The organism is Actinacidiphila cocklensis, from assembly GCF_907177275.1.
Classification (GTDB): domain Bacteria; phylum Actinomycetota; class Actinomycetes; order Streptomycetales; family Streptomycetaceae; genus Actinacidiphila; species Actinacidiphila cocklensis.
In genome coordinates this window covers 1-10843 of record NZ_CAJSLV010000126.1, presented here as the reverse complement: position 1 = coordinate 10843, position 10843 = coordinate 1, and the positions used below count along the sequence as shown (strand labels likewise).

13 protein-coding genes and 4 pseudogenes are annotated in these 10843 nt (G+C 67.6%); 6 read left to right on the top strand and 11 right to left on the bottom strand.

Features of this window, described 5'->3' with window-relative positions:
- Positions 1 to 122: 122 nt before the first annotated feature.
- From NFU81_RS40425 to NFU81_RS41565, 7 genes and pseudogenes are all read right to left on the bottom strand, one after another.
- Positions 123 to 788 (bottom strand): nitroreductase, encoded by a 666-nt coding sequence (locus NFU81_RS40425; protein WP_251502300.1) that lies wholly within the window; start codon positions 786 to 788, stop codon positions 123 to 125.
- 55 nt (positions 789 to 843) lie between these two features.
- Entirely contained in the window at positions 844 to 1248 is a 405-nt protein-coding gene (locus tag NFU81_RS40420) for a type IV toxin-antitoxin system AbiEi family antitoxin domain-containing protein (protein WP_251502299.1), read from the bottom strand.
- On the bottom strand, positions 1245 to 2099 hold the full coding sequence (locus NFU81_RS40415) for an IS5 family transposase (RefSeq protein ID WP_251502298.1): 855 nt from the start codon (positions 2097 to 2099) through the stop codon (positions 1245 to 1247). The genes NFU81_RS40420 and NFU81_RS40415 overlap by 4 nt, the downstream gene beginning before the upstream one ends.
- Positions 2100 to 2270: 171 nt before the next feature.
- The gene (locus NFU81_RS40410) at positions 2271 to 2660 is read right to left on the bottom strand and encodes a hypothetical protein (protein ID WP_251502297.1); all 390 of its coding nucleotides are present in this window, start codon (positions 2658 to 2660) and stop codon (positions 2271 to 2273) included.
- A gap of 1 nt (position 2661) precedes the next feature.
- A complete protein-coding gene (locus tag NFU81_RS40405; RefSeq protein ID WP_251502296.1) occupies positions 2662 to 3150 on the bottom strand; it encodes a hypothetical protein in 489 nt (162 codons plus the stop codon).
- An 86-nt stretch (positions 3151 to 3236) separates the two neighbouring features.
- Positions 3237 to 3518, bottom strand: a pseudogene (locus NFU81_RS40400) (integrase core domain-containing protein); the annotation flags it as partial.
- Positions 3519 to 3642: 124 nt separating this feature from the next.
- Positions 3643 to 3861 (bottom strand): annotated as a pseudogene (locus NFU81_RS41565) (integrase catalytic domain-containing protein); the annotation flags it as partial.
- Here NFU81_RS41565 and NFU81_RS40395 point away from each other — a divergent pair.
- Positions 3845 to 3988, top strand: coding sequence for a hypothetical protein (locus NFU81_RS40395; protein ID WP_251502294.1), 144 nt, complete (start codon positions 3845 to 3847; stop codon positions 3986 to 3988). The pseudogene NFU81_RS41565 and the gene NFU81_RS40395 overlap by 17 nt on opposite strands.
- Before the next feature lie 412 nt (positions 3989 to 4400).
- On the opposite strand, the gene NFU81_RS40390 is transcribed toward NFU81_RS40395, so the two are convergent.
- Positions 4401 to 4652, bottom strand: a complete 252-nt coding sequence (locus tag NFU81_RS40390) for a hypothetical protein (RefSeq protein ID WP_251502293.1) — start codon at positions 4650 to 4652, stop codon at positions 4401 to 4403.
- Between the two features lie 328 nt (positions 4653 to 4980).
- On the opposite strand from NFU81_RS40390, the gene NFU81_RS40385 reads away from it, so the two are divergent.
- The 4 genes and pseudogenes from NFU81_RS40385 (at position 4981) to NFU81_RS40945 (ending at position 7128) form a co-directional block, all read left to right on the top strand.
- Positions 4981 to 5433, top strand: coding sequence for a hypothetical protein (locus tag NFU81_RS40385; RefSeq protein WP_251502292.1), 453 nt, complete (start codon positions 4981 to 4983; stop codon positions 5431 to 5433).
- A 76-nt stretch (positions 5434 to 5509) separates the two neighbouring features.
- On the top strand, positions 5510 to 6037 hold the full coding sequence (locus NFU81_RS40380; RefSeq protein WP_251502291.1) for a hypothetical protein: 528 nt from the start codon (positions 5510 to 5512) through the stop codon (positions 6035 to 6037).
- Between the two features lie 274 nt (positions 6038 to 6311).
- Positions 6312 to 6551 (top strand): annotated as a pseudogene (locus NFU81_RS41560) (IS5/IS1182 family transposase); the annotation flags it as partial.
- Between the two features lie 454 nt (positions 6552 to 7005).
- Positions 7006 to 7128, top strand: a complete 123-nt coding sequence (locus NFU81_RS40945; RefSeq protein ID WP_274038197.1) for a hypothetical protein — start codon at positions 7006 to 7008, stop codon at positions 7126 to 7128.
- A 215-nt stretch (positions 7129 to 7343) separates the two neighbouring features.
- Here NFU81_RS40945 and NFU81_RS41555 read toward each other — a convergent pair.
- The 3 genes and pseudogenes from NFU81_RS41555 to NFU81_RS40370 form a co-directional block, all read right to left on the bottom strand.
- A pseudogene (locus tag NFU81_RS41555) lies at positions 7344 to 7481 on the bottom strand (telomere-protecting terminal protein Tpg); the annotation flags it as partial.
- Between the two features lie 131 nt (positions 7482 to 7612).
- On the bottom strand, positions 7613 to 7942 hold the full coding sequence (locus tag NFU81_RS40375) for a hypothetical protein (RefSeq protein WP_422665404.1): 330 nt from the start codon (positions 7940 to 7942) through the stop codon (positions 7613 to 7615).
- Between the two features lie 51 nt (positions 7943 to 7993).
- Positions 7994 to 9250, bottom strand: coding sequence for an MFS transporter (locus tag NFU81_RS40370; RefSeq protein ID WP_251502290.1), 1257 nt, complete (start codon positions 9248 to 9250; stop codon positions 7994 to 7996).
- A gap of 473 nt (positions 9251 to 9723) precedes the next feature.
- Between NFU81_RS40370 and NFU81_RS40365 the strand changes: the two genes are divergently transcribed.
- Positions 9724 to 10593 carry an alpha/beta fold hydrolase gene (locus NFU81_RS40365; protein WP_251502301.1) on the top strand — a complete coding sequence of 290 codons (870 nt, stop codon included), beginning with the start codon at positions 9724 to 9726 and terminating at the stop codon, positions 10591 to 10593.
- Positions 10594 to 10843: the final 250 nt, after the last annotated feature.

The following is a 10843-nucleotide window of genomic DNA, read 5'->3' as shown; positions in this document are numbered from 1 at the left end:
ACTTCTCGATACTCACTGTGCGTAGCGTCCTTCATGTCGAGCCGGGGCCCGCCCACCACCCAGCAAGATCAACTCCTACACACTTCAGTGAACACCCTCGTGGATCTTGACCGTCTGACCGGTCACACTCCGATGAAGCTCACTGTTTCTGTCATGTCCGCCCGTCCGGTACGCAGGCGTGGCACGCCTTCCTTCTCGAATCCCACCGCGACACCGCAGAACAGTGTGAGCCTGTCATCGGCTCCGACTATGCGGCTGACGGTCTTGCGATACATCGTCCACATCACTTGGGGACAGCTGTGCAACCCTTCCGCCCTCAGCAGCAGCATGACCGTCTGCAAGTACATCCCCGCGTCCCCCCACTGACCGGGCCCCATCGGCCGGCCGAGATAGCAGAACAACACGACCGGCGCCCCGAACGCCTCCGAGTTCAGGGCGGCGATTTTCATGGGCCTGTCGGGGTCTGCGCGCTCGATTCCCAGCGCTTCGTACCGCTGAGCGGCTGCCGCGGAAAAACGGTCTAGATAAGGCGAGGTCAGCTCGGCCGGATACATCGGATACTCCCGGTCATCACCCGGGTCTCCCGCCAGTGCCCTGGCCGTCGCGCGCTTCTTCAGTTCGGCCAAGGGCTCGCCGGTCACGACATAGACATGCCACGGCTGGAGGTTCCCGCTCGACGGAGCCCGCGTTGCTGCCGCCAGCACTCGTTCGAGTGCTTCCCTGGATACCGGCTCATCGCTGAACGCCCGTACCGCCCGGCGACTGTCCACGGCTTCATACACATCCACGTCTTCTTGTCCTCTCACTCAACGGCAACCACCTCTCTACCGTCTCCAGAGGGCGTTAAGTCCGTTTCTGGTAGCGGCCGCGTCCGGGCTGTTCGAGGAGTCCCTGGCGGACGAGTCGTCCCAGGCGGGAGCGGGTGACGTTGATCGAGGGCTCGTCGGTGGGCAGGTCGAGGTGTTCGTGCAGATCACGGACGCGGAACACCTTCCCGGGGTGCTCGTTGAACGTGGTCACGATGCGCTGGTAGACGGTCGCGGTGGCGGTCTCCGCGGGAGCCGTTCCGTCGTCGGGTGCGGTGAGGTGGTCGATGACCTTGCGGGTGGCGGCGAGCTCGGCCAGGCGGGCTTCGGTCTCGGCGAGGGTGGTGGCGAGCCGCTCGATCTGCTCGCGCAGGTGGTCGGCGCGTGCGACGGTCTCATCGTGCTCGGTCTGAAGCAGCCGCAGGAGTTCGTGGACGTTCACGCGGCCAGTTCCATGGCGTCCCGCCAGGTGGGGGTAGGGGTGGTGAGGCGGCGGAGCATGCCGGCGGTGGAGGCCCAGTAGACGCGGGAGGCCGCGTTGTCGGGCCGGTGGTCGTAGTCGCGGGCGAGACGGCGGTGGAGCATAAGAGTGCCGTTGACCTGCTCGACCACCCACCGTTTCGATTGCGGGACGAAGCCCTTGCCTTTGTCGGCGGGGTTGCGGCGGACCACCTCGACGGTGATGTCCTTCACCGCTCCGTGGATGATCACGGCGTCCTTGAAGCCCTGGTCGACCAGGACCTTTTCCAGGCGCATCCCGCACCGCTCGGCCGCCTGGTCCAGTAGGGCGATGCCGGCCTCGTTGTCGTGCGCGCTCGCGGCGAGGACCACCACGCCGATGACCAGGCCCAGCACGTCGACGGCCAGTCCCCGCTTCCTGCCGGGCGTCTTCTTGTTCGCATCCAGTCCCGTCGTCTCCTTCGGCACCCCGGCCGCCACGCGGACGGACTGGGTGTCGATGATCACCAGGGACGGGTCCTCTAATCGTCTGGACCGCTCCCGGACCTGGCAGCGCAGAATCTCCTGGATCCGCTGGTCAAGGCCGTCCTGGCGCCACAAGGTGAAGTAGTAGAACACTGCCGACCCGGCCGGGAGGTCGTGCGGCAGGAGCCGCCGCTGACAGCCGGTCCGGTTCTGGTAGAGCAGCGCGTTCACGACCTCACGCAGGTCGCAGGAGCCCGGGTCCCCGGTCGCCGACCGCGCTACCCGCTCCTGCTTCCACCCGATGACCAGCGGCTCGATCAACGCCCACTGCTCGTCGGTCAAGTCAGTTGCGTACGGCATCCGTTCCATGTCGGCCAACCCCATCATGCACACGACATGACACGAGGACGAAACCGTCCCATCACCCACGAACGGGCGACACCATATCACCAGGAACGGGACTTAACGCCCTCTCAGCAAGAGGAGTTCATCGCCGGGGTAGAGGGACGACGCCTGCAGCGTCGGTGGGGCTGATCGTGCTCAGCTGGCGGCGGAGGCGCTGGACCTCATCGTCCTTGGCCGCCAAGACGACAGGGCCAGCTGGTGGCGTTCCTTGAGCTGACGAAACTCGGCGTGAGTGCGGGCGAGCTTGTGGGTGAGCCGCTGATTCTGCTCCCGTAGCAGGGTGATCCGAGCCTCACGCGGGTCGGGCTGCTGGCCGGCAGCCTGGGCGGCGGACCGCCGTCGCTCGAACTCGTCTTTGAGGTGGCCCCAGGTGCGGTAGAGGGCGGCGCGGGAGATGTCGGCCTCGCGGGCGAGGGTCTTCACGTCGCAGGCTCCGCCGGGCGGGATCTGCCCGGCCAGGAGTCGGTCGATGGCCGCGCGGATCCGTCGTTCGATCTGATCGCGCTGTTCGGGACGGATTGCCACGTCATCCCGCCTTTCCGGCAGCTTTGTCGATTTCTTCGAGGGCTCGCATGGAGCGTTCGTGTTCGGCCCGCAGCCGGTTCTTCTCGCCGGCCGGGATGCGCGGGCTGGCCAGCAGGACGGTGCTGTTGTCCGCTGTGGTCTGCCAGACGGGCCGGTGGAGGAGATGGTGGGTGGCCTGCGGGCAGCGGGAGCTGTCACACAGTCCCGTCAGCGGAGCGGTCGCTGACTTGGCGCCGGCGAGCTTGAGACACAGGGCTTTGGTCGGGTCCTCGAACCAGCAGTAGTTCGCGGCGGATAGGTGCAGGACTGCGGCCTTCTTCTTGAGCAGCAGTTCGACCTGCCGGTCGGTGACCACCTTGGCCGGGCTTGCCTCGTGTCCTTGGAGTTCGTCCTCGGCCGCGCGGAAGGCGGCCATCAGAGCGTCCGCACCGGGGCCGGCTGGCAACTGGCCGTCCTGGAACTGGCGGAATGCTTCAACGGTCCGACGCATTTTCTCGTCCGCCTCGGCTTTCTTCCACTCCTGGTGGAAGACGGCCCGGGCCGGTAGTTGTCAAGTCAAATGAGACGTTTATGTCACTATGAGCTTTGTGGCTCGGGTTGTGCTCGTCTGGCGGGGTCGTTGATCCAGACCTGGCCGGGTATCTCGGGCGGTTTCGGGCGGCGGGCGAAGCGTTCGGGGTGGCGTTCGTATGCCTCGGCGAGAGCGATAGCCCGCTGGTCTCGGACCTCCTCGGCCGTGCCGAAGTGGACGGAGGCGGGGGTGTGCAGGCCGATCCCGGAGTGTCTGTGGTCGTGGTTGTAGTAGGTGATGAAAGCGTCCATCCACTCCCGGGCGTGGGTCAGTGAATCGAACCGCTCGGGGTAGTGCGGCGTACTTCGTGGTCCTGAACTGGCTTTCGCTGTAAGGGTTGTCGTTGCTGACCCTGGGGCGTGAGTGGCTCCTGGTGATACCGAGGTCGATCAGCAGCTGGGACACTTTCTTGCTGGTCATCGAGGTGCCGCGGTCCGCGTGCACCGTCTCGGGCACAATGCCGTTGCGCTCGATGGCCTCGCGGATCAACTCCTCAGCCCGCTCGCCCGTTTCGGCCCGTTCGACTGTGTGCCCGACGATGTAGCGGCTGAAGATGTCGATGATCACGTATGCGTGGAACCAGATGCGCTTGGCCGGGCCGGGCAGTCGGGTGATGTCCCAGATGAACACCTGCGAGGGGCCGGTCGCGACGAGTTCGGGGATCGTCCTGGGCGGGTGGGTGGCCTGGCGGCGGCGTTCGCCGTTCTGCCCGGCCGCGGACAGGATCCGGTACATCGTGCGCTGCGAGCACCAGTAGTTCCCGGCGTCCAGCTCACGCGCCCAGACCTGGGCAGGTGGCAGGTCGGAGTACTCCGGCCGGTTCAGCAGTGCCAGAACCTGTGCCCGCTCGGCCGGTGAGAGGGCCGAGACGGGCGTGGGTCTTGGGGACGGTTGGGCCTTCGGCTTCGGGTTGAGGTGGCGGTAGTGGGTCGCGCGCGAGCGCCCGGTCAGCCGGCAGGCCGCCGCAGTCCCCAACTGGCTTTGAACACCTGCGAACGCCTCATCGACCACCGGTGCGACGGCGTGCTTCAGTCCGCGCTCTCGGAGAGCAGTTCCAAGAGCGCGTTGGCTTTTCCCATGACTTCCAGAGCCGCGTCCCGGCGGGCCAGGTCCTTCTCCAGCCGGGCGACCTTCTTGCGCAGCCGCTCCAGCTCGGCCTGCTCGGCCGCCTACTTCGGCCGCACCGCCGAGGTCCGCCGGTCGACCAGGGCATCCAGCGCGCCGGCCTCCCGGGCCTGGCGCCACTCGATGACATGCGAGTGGCACAGCCGCTCGCGCCGCAGGATCGCGCCCTTCTCCCCGGCCGGGGCGGCGTCGTACTCGGCAACGATCCGCAGCTTGTACTCCGCGGAAAACGTCCGCCGCTTCGGCTTCGGCGCCAGCTCGTCACCGGCGGCGGGTATCGGGGTAGTGCTGGCCATGCTGAAGGAATTTCCTGTCTCGCCCATCCAGACTGCCCCGGCAAACCAGGTGTCTCAGCCGAGACTGTCAGAGAGGGGATCGACGTCGACGCCTGGTTCGCCGAGAACACCGAACATGCCCGCACCTGCTTGAGAGCCTTCCTCAACTGGGCCATGCAGAGCCGCCGCTGCCGAGGCTCCCTCTCCATCCCCACGATGAAGATCTCCCGCCGGGCCGCACTGAGCGAAGACGAGCGCCTCGATGCCCTTGGCCGGCTGCTGGACCGATCCGGCGATACCGATGCGTCTCCGCGTCGCCGGAGTCATCGTGCTCCTCTACGCCCAGCCCGTGAGCCGCATCGTCCGGCTCAGCGTCGACGACGTCATCCGCGACGGCGACACCGTGCTGCTACGGCTCGGGGAGCCGGCCTCACCTGTCCCTGATCCGGTCGCCGCCCTGCTGCTGGAGCACACCGCGAACCGCGACAACATGAACACCGCCACCAACCCCACGTCCCGCCGGCTGTTCCCTGGCCGCCGGGCGGGGCAGCCGGCCCGCCCCGACCACCTGTCCGCGCTCTTGAACGAAGTCGGAGTCCCGACCGCGGCCGCCCGCGGCGCCGCCATCCGGCAGCAACTCCTCGAACTCCCCACACCCGTCGTCGCAGACGCTCTCGGCTACCACGACAAAACCACCAGCCGACTCCGCAACGAGACCGGCCGAACCTGGAGCCGATACGCCCCAGGGGATCACACAAGGTCACCAGCGGGCTGGGTTCCTCGGGGAACCAGCGACGGTTGAACAGGGGCGTCCACCAGTAAACCGCCTCTATCCGAACGGATGGTTACCGCAAGTCAGTGATCGGTAGATTCTCGTCATGAGCTACGACGAGGACTACCTGGACAAGAGCCCAGCAGCTGCACGGATGGGAAAGGCCGCCGAGTACCTTGTAGCGGCCTCGTCCATCCTCGCCACCCGTGGCGAGTTGAACGTGTCCACGTCGCTCGTGGACGACGAGGGCGTGGACCTCGTCTTCCATCGGCGCGGGAGCTCCGCGACGCTAGCGGTGCAGGTGAAGGCGAGGATGTCCACCGGGACTCAAGTACAGCAGGGCAGGCTGATGGCCTTCGTCCGGTCGCAGACGTTCCAGCCACGGACCGGCCTCGACATGCTATTTGTCGCCGTAGACGTCGAGCGAGGGGCGATCATGACGGCCTGGCTGATACCGAGCGGAACGTTCAGAGAGATGGTGACCGAGCCCAACAGCGTTGGCCGCTTCCGGTTCTCGGCATCGATGAAGTCAGACTCCAAAGACCGCTGGACCCCGTTCCGACTCACAGCTGCTGAACTTCCAAGGCGGATCCTCGTCCGACTCTCCGAGCTGGCGAAGACGGCAGCCGAGTAGTGGCCTTCCAACAGCCCCGGCGCCCCCGGCAAGGCCTACTGCGAGCCGGTTCGGCGGGAGCGTTCCGCACGCCAGAAGCCCCTGCTCGTCATCGCGGATGCCCTCGGGTACTACGACAAGGTCACCACCCGGGTGCCTGACGAGACCGACAGCGCATGGAGCCGATAAGCGTCTGTAGTTCACACACAGTCACCCATGGGCAGGGTTCCTCGGGGAAACGGCGACAGTTGAATACGAGAGCCCACCAGTATCGACCCCCGACAAGGGCTACGACAGCAACACCAACCGCCGCGAACTGCGCCGCCGCGGCATCCTGCCCGTCATCTCCCGACGCGGCGCACCCGATATCCACGGCCTGGGCAAACTGCGCTATGTCGTAGAGCAGACCTTCGCCCTGCTGCACCAGTTCAGGCGCCTCGCCGTCCGCTGGGAACGATGGCTGGACCTCCACGACGGACCCGTCTCGCTCGCCTGCTCTCTGATCTGCTGGCGACGCCTCAAGAAGGCTGCGTAGTCACGGAATGCACCCACGGCATGTACGCGGCTGGCGGTGAAGACTCAGCTACTCGGCGGTGCGCTTCTGTGTCCAATCCCGTTCCCCGAGGCGTCGGAGAATGCCGAACAGCCTCAGTGTTCGCATTCCGGGTAGCGATGTACGAAAAACGTGGAAAGCCGACCGGTAACCGGCAATCGGTCGCATCTCTCATGGGGTTCGGACGCGATTGTGATGGCGTGCGCCCCCGCGTGCACCTCACTGGCGGTTAGGTCACGTCCTGCGGCTGTGGCCAGTGGGTAGAGACCAGATGACCGAATGGTTCGGCCCTCGGTGCGCGTTCCTGGCTTCCCAACCTGAAGCGCACCAAGGGCCGGTACTCCCAGGCAGAGCCCGAGAGGAGAAGTACGTGGAAGTACCTCACTGTGTGATTGCCCCCGGCGGGGAACCGGTACACGGGGCGAAGGGGTGGCACGTGGTCGTCATCGCGGTGATTGTCACCGTGATCGTGCTCGCGTGCGCCGGGATGAGCGCTGACTGGCTGAGCGCCGGCGCCGCTGCGCTCAGCGCCGGCGTGATGCTGAACAAGAAGAACTGAGTCCATAAGCGGCGGCGGGTCGCCTGTAGCTGACGCCCGCCGCCGCGACCTCCACCGCTTCCACGTCTAGGCCCGCGTCGGTCCTCCTCAGAAGTCGAACTCGATGTAGTCGATGCCGGTGAACTCCACCTCGAGGTCGGCCGCGCGGCGGCCGCGGTCCTTGAGTAGATCTCCTGCAGGCCCTCAGCGGCGATGTTCTGCAGCTGCTGCTCGGTGGCGCCGGCGGCCTGCGCGTCGAACAGCCGGCTCGCGTAGACGGGCGGCAGGTGCTGGGTGATCCGGCGGATCCGCCCGTCGTCCGTCGACCCGGGCGCGGCAGTGAACCCGAACCGCGCCCTCGTCTCGATCACCATGCCGGTGGCCGTGGCGGCCTGCTTCTCCGCCTTCAGCAGGAACCGCATCCGCGCCTGCGCGGACTTGGGATCGGGCGCGTGGCGGTGCCTGCGGCCGCGCGGTGGAGTGCGTCGTCGATCTCGCCCACGCTCTACTCCCCGTCGTCCGGTGTGTCGTCGCCCTTGGTGTGCCGGGCCGGGTTGTGCTGCTGCTCCATCAGCTCCACAGCCCAGAACAGAGGCTGTGTGCCTTCGTGCTTGACCATGCCGGGCGAGACCCCGAGCCGGAACGTGCCCGGCGCCGGCTTCCCCGCCGTGCCGTACGGCAGGACGTCCAGCGGGGAGGGGCCGGCGGCCGGGTAAACCGCGCAGCCCGACAGCAGCGCGATCGGCAGCAGCGCGTCCTGGTCGAACACCACGGCGCCGGTCGGCGCGGCCTGTCCGTGCGTCGCCAGCGCCGTCTTCACCAGCTTCCTGTGCATTATGGTCTGGCGTCCGGCGCGAGGTGGGCGGAGACGGGCTCCGGCGGCGGCCTAGTGCTGTGGGCGGCTGGGCAGTGGGCTCAGGAGTGCGACAGCGCATAGCACGGGGATCAGTGCGGCGAGCGTCCAGGTCAGGCCGGCGAACTCGGCGGCCCAGCCGATGGCGGCGGGACCGAGCAGGATCCCCGCGTAGGTGAAGGTGGTGAACCGGGAGATCAGCGTCGCGGCTTCCGGGCTGTTCGCCTTCGCCTGCCCGACCGCGCTGTAGGCCAGTGGGATCAGGACCGAGGCGCCCGCGCCCGCGACGGCGAACCCGCCGATAGACGCGACCGGGTCCGGCGAAAGCAGCGCCATCGCCAGGCCGCAGGCCGCGACGAGGCCGCCGGTGCGGAAAAGGGCCGGGGCGCCGTAGCGCAGGGTCAGGCGGTCGCCGCTCACCCGGCCGACCGCCTGAGCGCCGGTGTACGCGGTCACCGCCGTTGCCGCGAGACCGAGCGACGCGCCCCGGGAGTCGTGTAGGAAGATCGCGCTCCAGCCGAGGGCGGCGCCCTCGCAGACCATCAGGGCCGTGCCGGTCAGGCCGAGTGCCACGACCTGGCGGCTCCAGCCGCCGCGCCGGCCCCGGCGGCGTTGTGCGGGCGGGGACGTGCGGTCGCGGTCCCGCGTGCCGCTCTCCACCAGGAGCCGCCCCAGCAGCAGGCCCCCGGCCAGGAGCGCGGCGGCGACTGCCACAAGGTGCGTGGCGAACGAGATACCCGCACGCTCCAGGACGGCCGTGGCGAGTGAGGCCACGACCGCGCTGACGCTCCAGGCGGCGTGGCAGCCGTTGAGCATGGGATGTCCGAGGCGTCGTTCGATGACGACGGCATGGGCGTTCATCGCTGCGTCGGTGGTGCCGTGCACAGCACCGAGCGCCGTGACGACCACCACGAGTTCGATGACTCCGCCGACCAGGCCGACCAGCGCCAGCAGCACGGGCATGACAACGAGCGAGGCGCGCAGCACCGGCCGCGTCCCGACCCGCGCCGTCAGCGGTCCCACGCCCTGCATACAGGCGAGGGCCGCCAGGGCAAAGGCCATACCGATGAGCCCGAGTTGCCCGTTGCTCAGATGGTGCTTGCCCTTCAGCGATCCGAGCCGGACGACATACGTCGACAGCGTGAGCCCGTTGAGAAAGAAGACGGCTGTGGCTGGCCACCGCCCGGTGTTCCCCACCCTGCCCGGCTGCTCTGATGTGGTCGAGCCGCCCTGGACCGGGTCGGCAGCCGTTGATGTCGCCTGCGCCGCGGTCTGTTTCTCGGCAGTCATCGTGCGTACTCCGTCGCGTTCCACCCGTGATCCGAGGGTGCCCGGACGACGGGTGAAAACCGGATCGACATTAGCATCGCCGCAGACTGCCCGGCCGCGCACGACGGGCGCCGGGCCGCTCCGAAGTGAAGCGCGAGAAGCTCAAGAGGCTCCATCGCACTGGCCCTAACTGAGCGGCAAGAGGTTCGCGGTCCTGCTTGCCGGGCTGACGCTGGGCGATGCCGGACATCGACCCGTCGTCCCTGCAAAGCAGTGCCCCCTCCCGGCAGATTGGAGACACCGTTGACGAATCAGGCAGTTGTGTCCACGGGATCTGCGGGGCATGAGGAAGGCTGTGTCGGTTCAGCACTCGTCGGCAAAGGGGGCCAGCTTGCGCAGCCTGTTGGCCCGGTGGTCCGCGTGTGCAAGTACGGAGTTGTCCTGGGCCGATAGGTGCCGTGGCGGTGTGTCAACGAGGGCGGGAGGTTCGGGCCTTGTTCGAGGACTTTGAGACCAGGCGGGTTCAGGTCGATGAAGCATCGATTCTCCTTCGCTACGGCGGGGAAGGGCCGCCGGTGGTGCTGCTGCACGGCCACCCCCGGACATCTGCGACCTGGCATCGCGTCGCCCCGTTCCTCATCCGACGCGGTTTCACCGTGGTCTGTCCCGATCTCCGGGGGTACGGCCGGTCCACCGGTCCGGCGCCTACCGCAGACCACGCGGGATACTCCAAGCGGGCCGTCGCTGGTGACGTGGTCGAGGTGATGCGCTCCCTCGGCCATGCCCGGTTCGCGCTCGCCGGGCACGACCGCGGAAGCAGTGTCGCGCTGCGTCTCGCACTCGATCATCCCGACGCGGTCTCGCGGGTGGCGCTGATCGACGGTCTGCCCCTCACCGAGCACCTGTCCCGCATCACGACCGAGTTCGCCACGCAGTGGTGGCACTGGTTCTTCTTCGCCCAGCTGGACATCCCCGAGCGGGTCATCAACGCCGATCCGGACAGTTGGTACCGCGGTGACCCCCAGAGCATGGGGCAGGAGAACTATGACGAGTGGCGCGCGGCCACGAGAAACCCCGACGTGGTGCGGGCGATGCTGGAGGACTACCGGGCCGGCCTCACCATCGACCGGCGGCACGAGGAGGACGACCGTGCGGCCGGGACACAGATCCAGTGCCCGGCGCTGATCCTGTGGTCGCTCCGGGACGACCTCGAGGACCTGTACGGGGACCCGGTGAAGATCTGGCGTCAGTGGGCACCGGACGTACGCGGCCACGGCATCGACTCCGGGCATCACGTGGCCGAAGAGGCTCCACAGGCGCTCGCATCTTCCCTTGCGGACTTCTTCGCCGGACGACCTGAGTGAGAAATCTCTGGGCCGCTTCCCGCAGAACAACGTAGGGGAGTGCTCAGCGCACGAGCTCTACCCAGCCGGCCGCAGGGCTGCCAGATGGGAAGTGCGGGTGCAGGCCCTTGGGGTGCCGGTCCACCAGGCGTTGAGGCGGTGGAAGTTCATATGAGGTGCCCCGAGGTCTCCGGACAGGGATCCAATAGGATCCCTGTGTAAGGAAACGAGAGGCACGACGTGGCACCACCCAGCAAGTACTCGCCGGAGT

Coding starts and splice junctions, on each gene's coding strand:
- NFU81_RS40375 (WP_422665404.1), bottom strand. CDS start 7,942: ATGCACAGGAAGCTGGTGAAGACGGCGCTGGCGACGCACGGACAGGCC.
- NFU81_RS40370 (WP_251502290.1), bottom strand. CDS start 9,250: ATGACTGCCGAGAAACAGACCGCGGCGCAGGCGACATCAACGGCTGCC.
- NFU81_RS40395 (WP_251502294.1), top strand. CDS start 3,845: ATGTCCCAGATGAACACCTGCGAGGGGCCGGTCGCGACGAGTTCGGGG.
- NFU81_RS40380 (WP_251502291.1), top strand. CDS start 5,510: ATGAGCTACGACGAGGACTACCTGGACAAGAGCCCAGCAGCTGCACGG.
- NFU81_RS40415 (WP_251502298.1), bottom strand. CDS start 2,099: ATGGAACGGATGCCGTACGCAACTGACTTGACCGACGAGCAGTGGGCG.
- NFU81_RS40390 (WP_251502293.1), bottom strand. CDS start 4,652: ATGGCCAGCACTACCCCGATACCCGCCGCCGGTGACGAGCTGGCGCCG.
- NFU81_RS40405 (WP_251502296.1), bottom strand. CDS start 3,150: ATGCGTCGGACCGTTGAAGCATTCCGCCAGTTCCAGGACGGCCAGTTG.